Here is a 17,225-nt window from a genome sequence, read left to right on the forward strand (position 1 = left end):
AAATACATGCTTCCTAAGGCTCGACCATAAATCATAACCTAGCTTACCTGTTCCATTCCTCTTTTGATTATTCGTTTTCTGGAACAGTAGGGGCTTTATTTGCAATCAATACAAATGGCAAGTAAATAAGAACCGAAACAACAATACAAATGATTTGTGTAATAACGGCACCAACACTTCCTGCTGTTGATAAATACGCATTAATAATTGGCGGCGTTGTCCAAGGAACCATCACGACAGCCTTACCAGCAAAACCAGTAAGTGTTGCAATATAGCCAATTGTCCCTGTAATTAGCGGTGTAATAATAAATGGTATTGCCATAACTGGGTTCAACATAACTGGCAATCCGAATATTACTGGCTCATTAATATTAAAAACACCTGGTCCAATGGATAATTTAGCAATACTTCTCATTTCTTCTCGTTTCGATACGATAAAGATGGCGATTAATAAACCAATTGTTACACCTGAGCCACCAATGCTCATGTATACATCCCAAAATGGCATCGTAATAATATTTGGTATCTCTTTTCCTTCTTGGAAGGCAGTCATATTTACGGTAATGGAGGCAAGTAATAACGGCTCCCTTATCGGTTTTACCATTTGATTTCCATGAATACCAATCACCCAGAAAAATTGGGCAACGAACATGAGAATAAGAATTCCTGGCAGTCCTTGCATTACACTTTCTAAAGGTCTTTGTACAATGTTATATACTGCTTCATATAAATAAATCCCTGTAATTTTGTAAAAAAGAAATCCAAAAGTCGCAACAATCGTTACAGTTAAAATAGAAGGAATTAGTGCTGAGAACGAAGTTGCTACATTTGATGGGACACTATCTGGCATCTTGATTTTCAACTTATCTACTTTAGACAATTTGCAGTAAATCTCTACCGATATAATCGCGATAATCATTCCAAGAAATAAACTTTTTGGATCAGAAAACTGTCTAGCTAAAACATCAACTACCAATTGGCTTTTTTCATTGACAAGTAATTCAAGCGTTGTTGGAATTACAGATATATAGGACATCATCGCTAATATTCCAGGGAATAACGATTGATGACCATTTATCCGCCCGAGTTCAATACCAATGAGAAAAACAGCTCCAATAGTAAGAAAGTTTAACGTAGCGTATTGAATTGCTTTCATAATTGGCTGATAATCAGCTAAAAAGGCAAATGCCTTAAAATGAGCTAATCCGCTCTCTGTTCCCATAACCATATTGGCGATCAAAACGGCAAACGCCCCAGTTATAATGACAGGCATTAAAGTAACAAATGCTTTTTTAATGGCCATAATATATTTTTGATTTGTAATTTTGTAAGCAACATTACCAAGGGTCTCTGTAGCTTTATCTTTAAAACTCATCGATTAACCTCCGTTTCTTATTTAAATGAAAATGATAGGAATCATGCATGACCATCATTTCTTGATTTCATTCTATTTGAAAAACGCTTTCATTTACATGCACTTATTTTCCACGTTAAACCGGAAATCGCTGACTCAAAAAAGGAACTCATAAACACGAGTTCCTTCAGACTGTAAACAAACTCCTAAATTGTAGAAATAAAAGTTTGTATATAATATATTTATTGATCCCTTTGAATAGGGAGGTTACTTTCCGCTCCAGGGGTTCGCTTTCCGTGGGGCTCGCGCTGAGCAGCTTCGGCCTTTGGCCAGCAGGGTCTAAGCTGTCTCGCTAATCCCACAGGAGTCTCACCCCTTCCACTCCAAGCAACGTATAAAAATTCCTTTAAACTTTTCAAAAATTCCTTTACTAAAAATTCAAATTATATTAGGTTACTATTGAACCATATTGACGATACATGCTTTAAATTCAGCAAATGACTTTACTTTTAATAGTTGATTCACTAAATAGGCATTTCCTGATATTTTAACTAATAACTGATATAATTTTTGAATATCTTTTTTATATTTCTTTTGTACACTTAATAAGAAAATAAATTGCACCTTATTATCTCCCCATTGAATTGGCTTTTCCAGTGTGCAAATGGATAGAAAAGTGCTTTCGGTGATTGGTTTTATTGGATGAGGAATAGCAACTAAATTTCCATAGCTGGTTGGAGCAATCTCTTCTCTTTCCATGATTAACTCAAAGAAATGGTCCGGAGCCATTCCGGCCTGAATAATCTCACTTGCTAAAAATGCTAGTACGTCTTCTTTCGTTTGAAAATCTTGTTGAAAAAAACTGAGACTTGGATGAAAATATTGCAATGTATTTTCGACTCTATCAACAACAATATGTTCTAATTTGCTAATGTCTTCTTCTCTTAAAATCGTATGTACATCAATAACTGGTATAGTTAATTCCCTTTTAATAGGAATGGTGCTGACAATAAAATCTATTGTGCTAAGATCATAGTTATCGATGGAAAACATATTAGCTGTTCCTACAATATCCAGTCTATTCCCAAAGGTAGATTGAAGTTTATGATACAGTAATTGAGCGCTTGCCACACCGGTAGCGCATACAATTAGGCATCTTTTAACACTTCCCTTTGCCTTCTTCCTCTCTAGCGCTGCTCCAATATGCAAGGCCAAATAACCTATTTCATCCTCATTAATGTTCATGTTCCGATATCTACTTAAGAAATCCCCCATAATAACCGCTGCATCGAAGGACATTTGGTAATTTTTCTTTATTTCTGCAAGCAATGGATTTTTTATTGTTAAATCGTATTTATATCTATTAATCGCTGGCCTTAAATGCAAACATAAACCATAAATCAATTCTTCATCATAAGAAATATCTAATTCTAATTGTTGCTCCACTTCCAGCAGCACCGCTTTCGTTAAAGCTAAAATATCCTCCTCTATCATATCGAGTATATTCTCCCTGCTATCAGATTGGTAAACTACCATTTTCGCACCTAATAGATGAATCGTTATATAGGCAATCTCTGACTCAGGAAAAGCAACTTGCAACTCGTTTTCTAAAAACTGAACAATCTGTGTCGCCACTTGAAATTCTTTCTTTTCTTTTAGAGGTTGCATTTCTTTTAAAGGCATAGAAACATAATTGTTATGTTGAATTCGAATACAAGCAATCGCAATATGTGTCGCTAAATTATTCACTCCAATATCTGAAAGAAAAATACCAGATCGCTTTGCTTGCTCCACAATAATCTTTTGGATTTCTTCTATGTTTTTATTAGGAAGAATAGACTTTGTTTCTTCTTGATCAAATACATATGCGGCAAGACAATATCGAAGCTTAGCCTCTTCTCCTTTTATTTTCAAGCCATAGTTTGGCTTCTTGTCCAAATCTAAGTTAAATGCCTGCAATAATCTTCTTACTTCCTTCAAATCATTTTTAATAGAGGATTCACTCACAAACAGCTCCTCTACAAATTGTTCAACTTTCAGGTATCCCTCTGCTAATAAAAGGCGTTTGAGAACATAGTCCACTCTTTCCTCTGGTTCTATAGGAATGGAAGTACTTAATTGATTTTCGTTCATTATTTTCGTTAAAAACGGTTTAAAATAATGATAATTTTCAATAACTAGTTCATAGCCCTTCTTTCTTACTAGCACAACTTCCGCTCCATTATTTTTTAATACATTGGTTAATGCTTTTGTGTCACTTCTTATTGTTCTAGTCGTTACATTCAGGCTATTTGCTAAGTAATCACTGGATAAAGGTGCTTTTGACTGCATAAGCTGATGTAATATCTTTTGTTGTCTCATAGGTAACAATTAAACTCACTCCTTTTTTAACCATTTCCTTTCGATCCCTTTTCTTTTAATCCCACTTTAATGATATTTCCATCATATCTTATCAGTCTATTATTAGAAAGCGGTTTCTACATTAAAGGTTGCTACTGATTCTTAAAGCCAATATTCCTTCTCGTGCAGGATCTCTCTTTTTTTCATTCCAGAAACAAAAGGATGTCCTTTTACATAATATCGAAGGGGCTTAGCTGTCCAATCCTCCTTATTTGGAATTCCCACTCTCGGAGATATGGCAATTATCGATGGCACCTTTCCCTCTGTAATACATAAGGACCCTTCATTTATTAATACGCCATCTAAAGCCTTTGTAATTTCCATTGCTTTCGTTAATTTACCTGGACCATTACAGACTGTTATGCCTGTTGCCTTTCGATTTTTTCCCATCTGAACTGTTCCTTGAAGGGGTTCAACTGCTCGAATAAGCACAGCCTGTGGATTCCCTGCTTCCTTTGTTACAATATTCAACATATGGTGCGTATGCATGGTGTAGACATAGACTGTCCCACCTATGTTATACATCGATTCTAATCTAGGTGTTCGTCTTCCAGCATAGCTATGACAAGCCATATCTTCCACACCAAGATAAGCCTCTGTCTCAACAATATAGCCACTATATGTATGTGTTGGTGTTTGGTGAATAAGTAATTTCCCTAAAAGTTGTCTTGCTATTTCCTCTGTTGATGTATTTATATAATCGATCATAGTCTCTCTCCTCATATATTTCTTTTAGTATACGTTTCTTTCCCCCAAAAAAGAAAGAATCATCCCTTTATGAAGAGATGATTCTTATACCTAACTTCTATTGCTCAACAAGTCCCTTCGGCTTAGCTAAAGCGGCTAATCCTGCCTGATTCAACGTATTCCACGGTTTATTAAAATGTGGTTGGAAGAAGAAATCGATAAAGCCTAATTCGTCAATGGTCATTTTTGTTTGAATACATACAGATAAAGTATTCATCATTTGCGTAACATCCGCTTTTGAAATTAATTGTGCTCCTAAAATTTGTCTTGTCTCTTTATGGAAAAGTACTTTTAAGCGAATTTCATGGAATGTCGGCATAAATTCTGGACGATCATTATCAATTACTTCTACTACTTCATAAGGAATATCATTAAACTTAGCAGTCAATTCTGTTAAGCCAGTAGATGCCATATTTAATCCAAAAATATGCAATCCAGAAGTTCCTTGTGTTCCCATATACTTTAATGGCTGCCCAGCTATGTTATGTCCTACCAATGTACCCATTCGAACAGCATTTGTTGCAAGGGGAATATATACCTTTTCTCCTGTAGGGTTGTAATTAACTGCACAGCTATCACCTGCCGCATAAATATCAGAATTGCTTGATTGCATATATTCATTAATTTTTATCGCACCATTTGGCAGTAAATCTACTTTTCCTTTTAACAGATGGGTATTCGGTCTGAATCCCACACATAAGATAACTAAATCCGTTTCATATTCGCCTTTCGTTGTATAAACCTTCGTTACTTTTCCTTGTTCATTTCCTTCAAATTTTGTTACCGTCTGTTGTAAAGCTAAATGAATATTACGCTCTGCAAATTCAGCCTCTACGACATCAGTAAATTCTTTATCTAAATACTTATTTAAGATTCGATCTTCACTATCAATTAACGTCACGTTTTTTCCATTTAACGCAAATGCTTCCACTAACTCGACACCAATATATCCAGCACCAATTACAGTGACATTCTTTACATTTTTGGATCGCTCAATAATTTCATTTGCTTGGTTATAGTTTTTAGAAAGCAAAATATTATCTAAATTAATGCCATCAATTGGTGGAATAATTGGCCAAGATCCTGTTGTCATCACCAATTTATCATATTGATCAATCTTTTCTTCTCCTGTATTTAAGTCTTTCACACGTACTTGTTTGTTTACTGTATCAATATCCAATACTTCATGCTCCATATGCATAGTTGCACCAAGGGATTTTAGCTCTTCTGGTGAAGAATAGAATAATTGACTCGCATCTTTCGCCACGCCACCAACATATAAAGCAATACCACAAGATAAAAAGGAAACATTATTATTTTTTTCATAAACTGTTATATCTATATTTTTATTTAAATTTGCTAACGTCTTTACTGCTGCTGTTCCAGCATGTGTACATCCAATTACAACTACTTTCATCGTTTAAAAACTCCTTTGTAATAGATTGAATGTGAAACACTTCACTTAATTAGTGAAAAAAATCACATATATTGTGACGCAATTCACATTTCGTTCACACCTTTATTATACATCGAATATTTCTTAATGCAACTATTTTGTGATCAAATTCACAAGAAAAAACGAGGGAATTTATTCCAAAATCAAAGCCCTTAATGGATAAAGGATAAATTGTTTGGAATAATATTATAAAAAATAAGCGAGAAATAAATATGAGGTTACTAACAAAATTCACGGTGCTTTTTGTAATATTATTTATGTTAATTCCATTAGAAACTTATGCAGTTGAAAAGAGAATTTCTAAAATTGTTACAAATCAACATAAAACAGAAGAAATACTTGTCGAGAGTCTACCTGAAGCAGGAATTAATTTGTATGCTACTGAAAGAGAAGGGATGTTAGAAAATTTTAGGTTACACTTATTAAGTGGTGACAAGTATCTCCCGTTTTGGTTTAATGTATCAAATCAGACTTATTGGCCAAATACTTTCTATAAAGACATTAATCAAGATGGAAAAAAGGAACTAATTTTTGTTTTAACAACAGGGTATGGAAATGATATTGTAAAACAAAATGTTCATGTATTTCATCAAATTAAAACCAATCTTGGTAACTCTTATAAAGAAATACTTGTGGATAATCCAATGGCGATTATTTTAAAAAATGTCAAAACAAAATTAACAAAAACAGAAGCAATTATTAATATAGGAACTAAAAAAACTGTTTTAAAAATAGATAAAATAGGGATTAATTCGAAAGACTTATTTCCAGATATATCAATTAGTAATATAAGTAAAATCGAAATTTTGGATAATAAATTGACTGCTATTATAGGAGCGACTATTTCGCCAGCAGGTGGATACGTAGGTGATTTTCATATTACATATACTTTTAAGGATAAGATGTACCAATTAGAAAAGATTAAATTCATCCCTAATAAATAAATCGAGCAGGGGGAAGGCACCTAGCCTTCCCTACTCGATTTATAACTAACTTTATTGTACCCTCATAGCCAAATCTCCCGTTTTAGCCCAACCTACACGAAGAATAACATAATAAAGAGGTAACGTAATCACAATTGGAAGTACCATGCCTACAGCAACATAGATTAAAAATCCGTGCAGTCCTTGTGTTGCTAGAACGCTAATCGGTGCAATTAAGGAATTTAATCCTAATCCCGCTAATTCGTAAGTTGCAGTAAATCCAAATCCTAGTGTAGCAATTGGTGCACAAATGATTGCTGCCACAAAAGGCGGAATGATTAATAATGGATTTTTCACTAAATTCGGGAACTGCACTTTTGGTGTAATAATTGATTGTGCAAGAAATCCTCCTAGATCATTTTGACGAAGAGACATTGCTGTAAATCCGACAAATTGTACGGTACAACCGATTAACGCCGCTGCACTTGAAACAGGATCCATTTGTAATGCAATTGCTAAAGCAGCTGATGATGCCGGAGTCATTAAAAGAATGCTCCATACTAGTGAAATAACCATTGGTGCCACTAGTGGATAGCCTTGAACAGAAGATGTAATTTGTGCGCTAATCCATTCCAGCATTGGCGTTGTTACTGCTGCTAATCCTACTCCTGCGATTCCTCCAACAAAAATGGCTGCCGCTGGAATTGCTACCATGTCTAAAATAGTTTTTCCATTAACCCATTTACCAACATATGTTGCGACGATTGCAGCTAGCACAGCACTAATTGGCTGTCCAGAAACTAATACCATCCCTGCATCTGTTGCATGTAAAGCATTTCCCCCAATCGTACTACAGACCATTGCACTAAAAATCACTAATGTGTTCCCACCTAACTGGTAGGCAATCCCTGCTCCAAATGCAGGTGCAAGCAACACCTTTGCTACTCCACCAATCTGGATTAATACATCCCAGCCAAATGCTTTTCCGATCGATTCTAATAGCAATCCCATTCCCAATGTTACAAGTACGGCATTAGACATTCCTGCTGAAGCTTTATACATTTGTTCCATGAAATATTCTTTATTCTTCATCGTTGTCTTCTCCTCTATTTAAAAAATAATCATCCTATCAATAAAAACAAAAAAACCTGTCCAATATTTGGATAGGCACCGTCAAACCTTACAAACTGTTTAGTGCCTTGTTTTAATAAACAAAAACTGGACTAAACAATTCCCGTTATCATAAAAAGGGATTATTTAATCCTAAGAGCATAATATGAGTATAATAATTAGTAATGTATTTGCTTTGATTTTCATGATATGCTCCTCCTAAACGGTTAATTATTGTTTAGTTATAATATCACCAATATTCTGAAAATGTAAATAATTATTTTATTTCCGAATATAATAAAACGCTATCACAAATAGCAGAATGAAAGATTATTTTTCTTTTTTTGAAGAAAATGACTATTATTAAGGAGAAATAAAATCGATTTGAAGGTAAGAATAGCTATTTTTTTAATAATTGAAGTTTTGTCAGAATATTTAACAAAAAGAGTGGCGAACCACTCTTATATGATTTCTATATTCTTCGTTTCTTTTCCAAAAAAGAGAACTACTGCAGCACCAATTAATACAGCAATACAAAAAATAGTGAAGATAGTAGGTATTGATACATTTTGAGCTGTTAAGTATGGAACTAATAACGGTCCTAAGATTCCTCCAACTCTTCCAACTGCTGCTGCCATCCCAGCACCTGTTCCACGAACCTTTGTAGAATACTGTTCTGGTGTATAAGCATAAAGAGCACCCCATGCGCCTAAATTAAAGAAGGATAAAAGGATTCCTGCTGTAAGCAACATTGCTGTACTATCCGCTACCCCAAACATAAATGCACTTCCGGCTGTCCCAGCTAAAAATAAAACGAGTACAAACTTTCTTCCGGCTTTTTCAATTAGATAGGCTGCCACTGCATAACCTGGTAATTGTGCTAATGTCATGATTAATACATATTCAAAGCTCTTAATCATACTAAAACCTTGCGAAACCATTACACTTGGAAGCCATAAAAACATTCCATAGTAGGAAAATACGACACAGAACCATAGAATCCACAATGTCGCTGTTTGCTTCCGGTTTTCTTTTGACCATACCGCTTGCATACTTTCCTTTATTGTTAACTTCTTCTCTTTTTCCACTTTTAAAAATTTCGGCGAATCAGGTAAATGCAACCGCAAATAAATCGCATAAAAAGCTGGGAGTACACTTATTAAAAGCGCTGCTTGCCAGCCATACTTTGGAATCACAAAATAGGAAATAACAGCTGCTAATAACCACCCAAAAGCCCAAAAACTTTCAAGTAATACAACTACTCTCCCACGTTTTTCCTTTGGCACACTTTCAGAAACAAGTGTGGATGCTACTGGCAATTCTCCACCAAGTCCCATTCCAATAAAGAAACGCAGGATTAAAAAGATAGTTAACGAAGTGGTAAAAGCAGACAGACCACTACCAATAGAAAATAATAATAACGTAATCATAAACACATGTTTTCTTCCGATTCTATCTGCCATTACTCCAAAGACAAGCGCTCCAACAGCCATTCCTATCGAATTCATGCTGCCAATCCAGCCCATTTCTTTTCCAGTTAATCCCCAATCAACTTGGAGAGCAGTAATAATAAATGAAAGCATTCCAACATCCATCGCATCGAACATCCATCCTAGTCCTGCGATGCCAAGAATCTTTCTTTGTGATATTTCTTTTTTCATTGCTATCCTCCCATTTTTTCCTTATGTTTCCCACTGCTCATATATTTATGAAAACTATCTACTATAATAACACTTGTCATGACACTAATCATTACATTTCAACTGTTTTTTTAAATATTTTTTATTATCGAGAAAAACATTAATAAAATGAACAATCAATGGATACATCGATATTTCGAAGTCTAATTATGGTAAGTTATGAACATTACCTATAAAAAATCCCAAGAAAAATAACGAAAAAAGCGCAACTATTACTATATTCAAGATTTTTGAAAAGTTTCCTAAAAAATATATTGTTTTTCTCTTTACTTTCTTTTAAATAAGCATAAAATGGTTCTTATGTTTGTTATTTTTAAAATGTAAAGGGGAGCTTAACTGTTGAGCGTTTCATCAACTAAAATACAAAATCAGTCTCTTTTTAATATATCTTGGCCATTGTTTATTGAACTTGCTTTACACATGGGAATGGGAGTAACAGCTACTTTAATGCTTAGCCATTATTCAGATGGCGCTGCTGCAGGGGTCGGGGTTGCCAATCAGCTTCTTGGAATTTTTATCCTTGTCTTTAATGTTACCTCTATCGCTGCTATGATATTGATTGGACAAAAACTAGGAGCTAATGAGCTTCATAAAGCTAGAAGGTTTGCCCGTTCGGCAGTTGGTCTAAACTTCTGGTTTGGAATGATAATAGCAGCCCTCGTTGTTGTCTTCGGTGAACATTTATTACAACTATTTGATATCCGCGGTGAAGTATTAGAATACGGATTAATATTTGTTCGTATATGTGGTGCGTCCCTCTTCTTAGAATCTCTCTCACTTGCACTTAGCGCTGTATTAAGAAGCCACGGTTTTACAAAAGAATCCATGATTGTTAGTGTTTTGATGAATGTAATCAGCGTATTGGGTTATGCCATTAGTATTCTCGGAATTTTTGGCTTACCTATTACAGGTGTTGTCGGCGTTTCTTGGACGATTGTTATTGCCAGATCATTTGCCGTGCTCGTTTTGCTTTATCTAGTTTACAAGCGAATCGCTTTAACTTTTAAAGTAAAAGATTTTATCAAAGTGAATAAACAGGATATACGGGATATGTTATATATCGGTATTCCTTCTGCTGGGGAGAATTTGTCGTATCAATTTTCTCAATTGATGATTACTGCCATCGTTGCTTCTCTTGGAGATGCTTCCTTAGCAGCAAGGGTTTATATTAGTAATATTTCGATGATCTGTTACTTATTTACTTTAGCAATTGCTGAAGGGACCCAACTCCTTGTTGCCCGCTATATTGGTGGAAAGCAGTTTGATCGTGCGCTAAAACGTGGCATTAAAACACTTAGACTTGCCATGATAGTCTCCTTAATTGCCGCACTGGTGATGGCATTTATCGGTCAGCCAATTTTAGAGCTATTCACGAACAACTACGAAATTATCGCTATTGGATTACCTATTTTGTGGGCAGTTGTCTTTACAGAACCAGGAAGAGCAATGAACATTGTCTTAATGAGTTCCTTAAAGTCTTCTGGAGATGTCCGTTTCCCTGTAATAATCGGTATTATTTCTATGTGGGGAATCGCAGTTACATTGAGCTATGCACTAGGGATTACATTAGGATTAGGTCTACTCGGTATTTGGCTTGCTCAAGGACTAGACGAATGGTTTAGAGGCATATTTGCCTTTAGACGTTGGAAATCAAAGCCTTGGGAGCGAGTGAAAGTTAATCGTTCCATGAAGAGTCATGCATAAAGAAATTTTTTATAAGGTCTATGTAAAAAGAGTCTTTTACATAGACCTTTTTTGGTTTGGCTGATAAATTGTGCTTTTCGCGAATATTTTCTTCTTTTTCGCGAATTTCTTAAATGTTTTCGCGAATATCTTTCCTCTTTTCGCGAATAAACCAATAGTTTTCGCAAATTAACCTTCCCCAACTTTTCTCCTAATTATTGAAAAATTTAAATTAAGTATTGAAAAGCGCTTTCATACAACTTATAATACAACTAAACCGGTTTACTAAATCGTTTTATGAGAGGTGATAGTGAAATGTCTGCTATATATATCCCTTTAAATTCCTTTTTTGATAAAAAAATATCCATGAAAGATTTGCTTCAAGCTATTTCGATCGTTGGAAAATCAAAGGCAACAGGAATAGAAATTAGAAGGGAATTAATAAAGGAAGAAGATTTGCTACCTGTCCTGCAAAATATCCAACCTATTCTTCACAAAGCTGACTTATATACCGTTTACTCCGCCCCCATTCCCGTATGGAATAACTTAGGCACTGTAAACGAACAGGCACTTCATACTGTTTTGGAAGAAAGCAACTTTCTCTCTGCCCAATGGGTGAAGCTTCCACTTGGGCATTATGATAAGAAGAAATCAGATCTACAAGCATTAGGGAAAATTCTAAAGAAATACCCTAACGTCTCTTTATTAGTAGAAAACGACCAAACAGTGGAAGGTGGAAAAATACAGCCACTAGCATCTTTTTTTGAAAACGCTTCTATCCTAGGGTTAAAAATACGGATGACGTTTGATATTGGTAATTGGGCTTTCCAACAAGAAGATGCTTATGAAGCTTTTCAAATTTTCCATCCTTATATTTTCTATTTCCATTTAAAGCATGTAGTTAAGCAGGATAATCTTTTTTTTACTGTGCCCTTACCACCTGAACAAACTGCTGATTGGCGAAGGATAGATCAAGGTATCTCAGCATCCATTCCAAGAGCACTGGAGTTTTCCCTCGAGAAATCGATGGAGGAAATTAATAAATATATAGATATTGTTCAATCCAATCAAGGGAGGGAAAATTCGCATGCAATCAATTGATGTTATTACGTTCGGTGAGGCAATGGCCATGTTTATAGCCGATTCTTGTGGTCCATTACATGAGATACAGCATTTTACAATGGAATTGGCGGGGGCAGAAACAAATGTAGCAATTGGTTTAGCTAAATTAGGGTTCGATGCAAGCTTTGTAAGTAAGGTAGGTGCTGATGCCTTTGGGAAATTTATTATCGAAAGACTTCAAAAAAATCATGTTCATGTCGACCAGATCATAACAGATAACCATTTCCCAACAGGATTTCAATTAAAATCTCGTGTAACGCAAGGAGACCCAGAAGTTCAATATTTTCGAAAGGGTTCTGCCGCTAGTCATTTAAGTATTGCAGATTTTGATGAGCAATACTTTCAAAAAGCTAAGCATTTGCATATGACAGGCATCCCATTAGCCCTATCCTCCGACACTAGAGATTTTGCACAACATGCTTTATCCTATTTTAGACGCCATGCTAAAAAAGTCTCTTTTGACCCAAATCTAAGACCGAAGCTCTGGAATTCAGAAAAGGCAATGGTTGATACTATTAACTCCTTCGCTAAACAAGCTAACTACGTTTTACCTGGATTAGAGGAAGGCATAACACTAACCGGTTATAAAACACCTAGTGATATTGCCTCCTACTATTTAGATGCTGGTGTGGAATTAGTAATCATCAAACTTGGCAAACAAGGTGCCTATTTTAAATCACCTAACGAAGAGGGAACAATAAATGGCTACCATGTCGAAAAGGTGATCGATACAGTTGGAGCAGGTGACGGATTTGCAGTAGGTGTTCTTAGTGGTTTATTAGAAGGCCATTCTATCGAGAAGTCTGTACAACGAGGAAATGCTATTGGAGCGTTAGCTGTTCAATCTCTTGGTGACAATACCGGATATCCAGAAAAGCATGAACTGCTTCATTATATAAACAATCAATCTCAAAGGAGTGTAAACATATGAATACCCTTTCTAAAAAAAGATGGATTCGCCTTATCCCGATTGTTTTTATTACCTATAGCTTAGCTTATTTAGACAGAGCAAATTATAGCTTCGGTGCTGCAGGTGGCTTAGCTGAGGATCTAAATATTACTGCCGCTACCTCTTCTCTACTAGGAGCGCTATTTTTCCTAGGATATTTCTTCTTTCAAATTCCAGGCGCCCATTATGCAGAAAATAAAAGTGCTCACTAGTGTTGCATTAATTTAAATTCACTATTAAAAATACTCAAAATGTTCAATATTATTATTTTGCGCAAAGAAAAAGTCCTTTATAATGGATTAGTCAGGTGGTAACCCGTCCAAATCCACTAAAAAAGGACCATCACATGGACAAGATTACACGAAAAACTTCATTTGGACAATGGTTTTCACCTATAAATCTTCAATTATTTGAAGAAAACGTGAAAACGATGAAATTAGATTACTATACGAAAAAATTAACGACAGAGTCATTTCTAAAATTACTACTTTTTGCGCAGCTACAAGAAATTGAAAGTCTGCATGCGCTGGGTGATTGTCTTTTCGATGACCAGCTTCAAAAAGGGATAGACCTTGATTCTATTAGTATTTCTCAGTTGTCACGGCGGTTAAACGGCATAAACCCTGATCTATTTCAAAGGCTTTTCCTTGATTTAGTGTCACAAATTCATGCCAAAACGCATTACACGAAACTCGTGATGCCGTTAAAAATCATTGATTCAAGCACATTGCCACTTAATTTGACCAATCATAAATGGGCTAAATTCCGCAAAACAAAAGCAGGTGTAAAGTTACATTTGCGCCTTGTGTTTATGGAAAAGGGTATATCCTATCCTGAAAAGGCCGTTATGACAACGGCAAAAGAACATGACCGTGGTCAGCTTGAAATCATGGTGGATGACAAGGAATGCATGTATGTGTTTGACCGTGGTTATCTAGACTACGAGCGCTTTGATCGCATGACTGATGATGGCTACTTCTTTCTTTCACGGCTACGCAAAAATGCAGTCATACGGAACGTTTACGATTTTAAGCTACCCAAGGATACAGCTGTTTTATCAGACCAAATGGTGTTGATAGGTACGACTCAAAACCGTGCTGAAAATTACTTTCGGCTTCTAAAAGTGATGGACTCAAAAGGAAATGAACTTCATTTAATTACAAATCGTTTTGATTTAAGCGCCGAAGAAATTTCAGAAATGTATAAATCACGGTGGGCAATTGAGCTGTTTTTTAAATGGATCAAACAACATCTCAGCATCAAAAAGTTCTACGGTCAAAGCGAATGGGCGATTCAAAATCAAGTATTTATCGCACTAATTGTTTTTTGCCTACATGTTCTCGTGCAAATCGAGACCAGAAGCAAGCGAAAAACCTTACAGATTAGCCGTTATCTAAGGGCTGCATTGTGGAAACCAGCGAATGTTTGGCTTCGAAAGATTGAAGGAAAAGCCATCCCTTAAATATGCAAATTGTCGTCGTTGCAAAAGTCTAATTGTAAATAAATTTCCAAATGGATGGGGCCACCTTTGATTGGGTATTTACTTTTTTGCCTCTAAACAGGGAAGGTGAGTAAACTGAAAATTATGACACTATTTATGCAACACTAGTGAAAAGTGCTAAAAAATTAATTTTTTGGTCCTTAATTCTTTGGGGCTTATTAGCAACAGCAACAGGACTTATTTCAAACGTAAAAATTTTATTCGTTATACGTTTTAGCCTCGGTGTAGTAGAAAGCGCTGTTATGCCGGCCATGCTAGTATTTTTAAGTCATTGGTTCACAAAAGCAGAACGTTCGCGCGCGAATACATTCTTAATACTCGGAAATCCAGCAACGGTTTTATGGATGAGTATCGTTTCAGGCTATATTTTGGAATCGCTCGGTTGGAGATGGATGTTTATTTTAGAAGGTTTACCTGCCGTTATCTGGGCATTTTTATGGTGGAAACTAGTGAATGATCATCCAAAAGATGCAAAATGGCTGAACAAAGAGGAAAAAACAGCACTTAACAAAGCATTATTAGAAGAACAAAAGGAACTTAAGCCTGTTAAAGATTATAAAGAAGCTTTTAAATCTAAGACTGTTATCCTGCTTAGTCTTCAATATGCCCTTTGGAGCATAGGTGTCTATGGCTTTGTGATGTGGCTGCCAACGATTATTAACTCAGCGCCAAATGCAAGCATTGTAACAACTGGCTGGCTGGCATCTATTCCTTATCTATTAGCCTGTATTCTTATGTTAACGGTTTCTTACTTCTCTGATAAATATCAAAATCGTAAACTATTCGTCTATCCGTTTCTTTTAATTGGAGCAATCTGCTTCTATGGTTCTTATTTAATTGGAACAAGTAATTTCTGGTTATCCTTTATTCTCCTTTCTATCGCAGGGGGAGCAATGTATGCACCATATGGTCCGTTCTTTGCTATTATTCCTGAAATACTTCCTAGAAATGTCTCTGGTGGTGCAATGGCATTGATAAACAGTATGGGAGCATTAGGTTCTTTTGCCGGAGCTTACATTGTTGGTTATTTAAATGATTTAACAGATGGTTTTGGAGCTTCCTATAATTTCATGGCAATCTCCTTATTATTGTCGGCTATTTTAACTATCATTGCGACGAAAAATGAAAAGCCTATGATTAAAAATAAATCTAAATTAACACATCGACCACTACACGACTAATTTTAAGCGTTTTCCTCTTTCCCTTTCCATGTAAGGATAGATTGTTTTATACTAGAAAAGAATCTATTAAAGTGTGAGAGAGGAAAACAAATGGCGAAAGTAACCATGGCAGATGTGGCAAAATATGCTGGTGTTTCCAAAAGCACCGTTTCCCAATATATCAATAAACGATATGAGTACATGGGTGAAGACACAAGGAAAAAAATTAAGGGTGCAATAGAAGAACTAGGCTACCATCCAAATTATATTGCTCGCAGCCTTAAACAAAAGAAAACATCCATGATTGGAATTATTGTTGCAGATATTGTACACCGTTTTTCTACGGAAATTTGCCGTTCCATTGAAGATTATTGCTTTGAGCATGACTATCAAGCGATCATCTGTAATGCTGATAATAATCCTACGAAGGAAAAAACATATATAGAAACGTTACGTGCGAAGCAGGTAGATGGGCTTATTATTTTTCCAACAGGGCAAAACATTGATGTTTACGCAAAAATGATCGAGGAAGACTATCCAGTTGTATTTATGGATAGAGAGATTCCTGAAATAGACGCTCCTTTTATCCTTTCAACGAATGTCGAATCTAGCTTTCAAGCTGTCAAATTGTTTTTGGAAAATGGACACACAAATATTGCTATTTTAACACAGCCATTAACCATTTCAACAAGAAAGGAAAGAATTGAAGGATATAAGAAAGCGTTGCAAACATTCTCGATAGACATATGTAATGACTATATCATTAGTTCTGAAATAGCAAATGTGAAGACAGAATTAAGCCAACTTTTTCAGAAAGAGAATCCACCGACGGCTATTTTAGCAGGAAATGATTTAGTGTTTTTAGAGACATTAGCCTTTTTACAGGAAAATCAACTTCGCGTTCCTGAAGATGTTTCTCTGATTGTTTTTGATAATTTTCCTTTTGCTCACCTTTCCAATCCCCCAATGACTATGATTGCACAGCCTGCTTTTGAAATGGGAAGAAAGGCTACGGAGATACTTTTAAAGCAAATTAATAAGGATCATTATGAAGCAGAAAAAATTATTTATCCATGTGAATTGATTGTTAGACAATCCTCGATAAAGAAGCTTTAAAGAT

13 protein-coding genes and 1 pseudogene are annotated in these 17,225 nt (G+C 35.5%); 8 read left to right on the forward strand and 6 right to left on the reverse strand.

Annotation, left to right across the window (positions count from 1 at the left end):
- Positions 1-67: 67 nt before the first annotated feature.
- The 4 genes from HHU08_RS23100 to HHU08_RS23115 form a co-directional block, all read right to left on the reverse strand.
- Positions 68-1,375, reverse strand: a complete 1,308-nt coding sequence (locus HHU08_RS23100; protein ID WP_169189425.1) for a PTS sugar transporter subunit IIC — start codon at positions 1,373-1,375, stop codon at positions 68-70.
- 435 nt (positions 1,376-1,810) lie between these two features.
- On the reverse strand, positions 1,811-3,715 hold the full coding sequence (locus HHU08_RS23105; protein WP_235679010.1) for a BglG family transcription antiterminator: 1,905 nt from the start codon (positions 3,713-3,715) through the stop codon (positions 1,811-1,813).
- A gap of 141 nt (positions 3,716-3,856) precedes the next feature.
- Complete coding sequence (locus HHU08_RS23110; protein WP_328823083.1) at positions 3,857-4,459, reverse strand: DNA-3-methyladenine glycosylase; 603 nt, start codon at positions 4,457-4,459, stop codon at positions 3,857-3,859.
- 100 nt (positions 4,460-4,559) lie between these two features.
- Positions 4,560-5,918 carry an FAD-dependent oxidoreductase gene (locus tag HHU08_RS23115; protein WP_169189428.1) on the reverse strand — a complete coding sequence of 453 codons (1,359 nt, stop codon included), beginning with the start codon at positions 5,916-5,918 and terminating at the stop codon, positions 4,560-4,562.
- A 251-nt stretch (positions 5,919-6,169) separates the two neighbouring features.
- On the opposite strand from HHU08_RS23115, the gene HHU08_RS23120 reads away from it, so the two are divergent.
- Positions 6,170-6,901 carry a hypothetical protein gene (locus HHU08_RS23120; RefSeq protein ID WP_205835683.1) on the forward strand — a complete coding sequence of 244 codons (732 nt, stop codon included), beginning with the start codon at positions 6,170-6,172 and terminating at the stop codon, positions 6,899-6,901.
- Positions 6,902-6,952: 51 nt separating this feature from the next.
- On the opposite strand, the gene HHU08_RS23125 is transcribed toward HHU08_RS23120, so the two are convergent.
- Positions 6,953-7,972 carry a PTS transporter subunit IIC gene (locus HHU08_RS23125; RefSeq protein WP_016202616.1) on the reverse strand — a complete coding sequence of 340 codons (1,020 nt, stop codon included), beginning with the start codon at positions 7,970-7,972 and terminating at the stop codon, positions 6,953-6,955.
- 479 nt (positions 7,973-8,451) lie between these two features.
- On the reverse strand, positions 8,452-9,657 hold the full coding sequence (locus tag HHU08_RS23130; RefSeq protein WP_101729939.1) for an MFS transporter: 1,206 nt from the start codon (positions 9,655-9,657) through the stop codon (positions 8,452-8,454).
- A 372-nt stretch (positions 9,658-10,029) separates the two neighbouring features.
- On the opposite strand from HHU08_RS23130, the gene HHU08_RS23135 reads away from it, so the two are divergent.
- From HHU08_RS23135 to HHU08_RS23165, 7 genes and pseudogenes are all read left to right on the forward strand, one after another.
- Positions 10,030-11,394 carry an MATE family efflux transporter gene (locus tag HHU08_RS23135; protein ID WP_169189430.1) on the forward strand — a complete coding sequence of 455 codons (1,365 nt, stop codon included), beginning with the start codon at positions 10,030-10,032 and terminating at the stop codon, positions 11,392-11,394.
- Positions 11,395-11,688: 294 nt separating this feature from the next.
- Positions 11,689-12,474 carry a sugar phosphate isomerase/epimerase family protein gene (locus HHU08_RS23140; protein WP_016202619.1) on the forward strand — a complete coding sequence of 262 codons (786 nt, stop codon included), beginning with the start codon at positions 11,689-11,691 and terminating at the stop codon, positions 12,472-12,474.
- Complete coding sequence (locus tag HHU08_RS23145; RefSeq protein ID WP_016202620.1) at positions 12,461-13,426, forward strand: sugar kinase; 966 nt, start codon at positions 12,461-12,463, stop codon at positions 13,424-13,426. The genes HHU08_RS23140 and HHU08_RS23145 overlap by 14 nt, the downstream gene beginning before the upstream one ends.
- Positions 13,423-13,650: pseudogene (locus HHU08_RS23150) on the forward strand (MFS transporter); the annotation flags it as partial. The gene HHU08_RS23145 and the pseudogene HHU08_RS23150, both read left to right, overlap by 4 nt.
- 140 nt (positions 13,651-13,790) lie before the next feature.
- Positions 13,791-14,906 carry an IS4 family transposase gene (locus HHU08_RS23155; protein ID WP_169187985.1) on the forward strand — a complete coding sequence of 372 codons (1,116 nt, stop codon included), beginning with the start codon at positions 13,791-13,793 and terminating at the stop codon, positions 14,904-14,906.
- Between the two features lie 131 nt (positions 14,907-15,037).
- A complete protein-coding gene (locus HHU08_RS23160; RefSeq protein ID WP_328823084.1) occupies positions 15,038-16,126 on the forward strand; it encodes an MFS transporter in 1,089 nt (362 codons plus the stop codon).
- Positions 16,127-16,216: 90 nt separating this feature from the next.
- Entirely contained in the window at positions 16,217-17,221 is a 1,005-nt protein-coding gene (locus HHU08_RS23165) for a LacI family DNA-binding transcriptional regulator (protein ID WP_016202622.1), read from the forward strand.
- Positions 17,222-17,225: the final 4 nt, after the last annotated feature.

Origin of the sequence: Niallia alba, from assembly GCF_012933555.1 — a bacterium.
Classification (GTDB): Bacteria; Bacillota; Bacilli; order Bacillales; family Cytobacillaceae; genus Niallia; species Niallia alba.

What these genes read in the sequence shown, in the direction of transcription:
- HHU08_RS23100 (WP_169189425.1), bottom strand. Translation starts at nt 1,375, where the DNA reads ATGAGTTTTAAAGATAAAGCTACAGAGACCCTTGGTAATGTTGCTTAC.
- HHU08_RS23105 (WP_235679010.1), bottom strand. Translation starts at nt 3,715, where the DNA reads ATGAGACAACAAAAGATATTACATCAGCTTATGCAGTCAAAAGCACCT.
- HHU08_RS23115 (WP_169189428.1), bottom strand. Translation starts at nt 5,918, where the DNA reads ATGAAAGTAGTTGTAATTGGATGTACACATGCTGGAACAGCAGCAGTA.
- HHU08_RS23120 (WP_205835683.1), top strand. Translation starts at nt 6,170, where the DNA reads ATGAGGTTACTAACAAAATTCACGGTGCTTTTTGTAATATTATTTATG.
- HHU08_RS23125 (WP_016202616.1), bottom strand. Translation starts at nt 7,972, where the DNA reads ATGAAGAATAAAGAATATTTCATGGAACAAATGTATAAAGCTTCAGCA.
- HHU08_RS23140 (WP_016202619.1), top strand. Translation starts at nt 11,689, where the DNA reads ATGTCTGCTATATATATCCCTTTAAATTCCTTTTTTGATAAAAAAATA.
- HHU08_RS23145 (WP_016202620.1), top strand. Translation starts at nt 12,461, where the DNA reads ATGCAATCAATTGATGTTATTACGTTCGGTGAGGCAATGGCCATGTTT.
- HHU08_RS23155 (WP_169187985.1), top strand. Translation starts at nt 13,791, where the DNA reads ATGGACAAGATTACACGAAAAACTTCATTTGGACAATGGTTTTCACCT.
- HHU08_RS23165 (WP_016202622.1), top strand. Translation starts at nt 16,217, where the DNA reads ATGGCGAAAGTAACCATGGCAGATGTGGCAAAATATGCTGGTGTTTCC.